The organism is Fructilactobacillus sp. X2R1C1 (genome assembly GCF_059901435.1).
In genome coordinates this window covers 1-727 of sequence record NZ_JBWXUV010000012.1, presented here as the reverse complement: position 1 = coordinate 727, position 727 = coordinate 1, and the positions used below count along the sequence as shown (strand labels likewise).

2 protein-coding genes are annotated in these 727 nt (G+C 27.2%); both read right to left on the bottom strand.

Going from position 1 to position 727, the window contains the following annotated elements:
• The coding region (locus AC6UDG_RS07220) for an FAD-dependent oxidoreductase (RefSeq protein WP_500706927.1) at positions 1-168 on the bottom strand (168 nt) is incomplete at its 3' end.
• Positions 169-183: 15 nt separating this feature from the next.
• The coding region (locus tag AC6UDG_RS07215; RefSeq protein WP_500706926.1) for a 2-oxo acid dehydrogenase subunit E2 at positions 184-727 on the bottom strand (544 nt) is incomplete at its 5' end.

The window sequence follows — 727 nt, the reverse complement described above, 5'->3', positions numbered from 1 at the left end:
ATAATTACCATTATTCCTAGTAAATGAATGCACATAACCACCTGGCTTATAGTGCTTTTCACATATCAAAACTTTATGACCAAGTTTTGATAAATAAATACCAATTGATAATCCACTAATGCCACCACCAATTATTACATCATCATATTCTAAGGAAGAACTTAACATATAATCATCTCTTTTCTATAATTCAAAATTTTCCATTTCATATTTCAATTCTTCTAAAATTGAAGCGGCAAGAGCCCCATCAATAATTCTATGATCAAACGTTAACGTTACTGTAATTTTATTATTATTAATTCTCCCAAATGCTAAACATATGCTTGAGGAACTAATTGGTATAACACTCTTAACATCGAATTTTCCTAAAGAAGTAATTGAATACGTTCCCAAGAGTTTATCTCTATAATTTTTAATATCAACTAATAAACTAAAAAGAAAGTAACCTAAAAAGAAGGGCAAATTATCAAGTAGATTTAGTGAGCTTGACATATTACGGTTGTTTTTCTTACTATAAATTTGTTTGCTAATATCATAAATATTATTCATCGTTTTATCTAATAAAACTTGTGTATCAACTACTTGAATCCCATTTTCACTGATTTTATCAACCGTATACTTTATATTTCCACTACTAAGAGGGATAAGATTCTCATAACCAAAAAGTGATCGTACAAAATATTTTGTTTGAGGGTAATTATTTAAAACTTTATGTGAAATATAAACA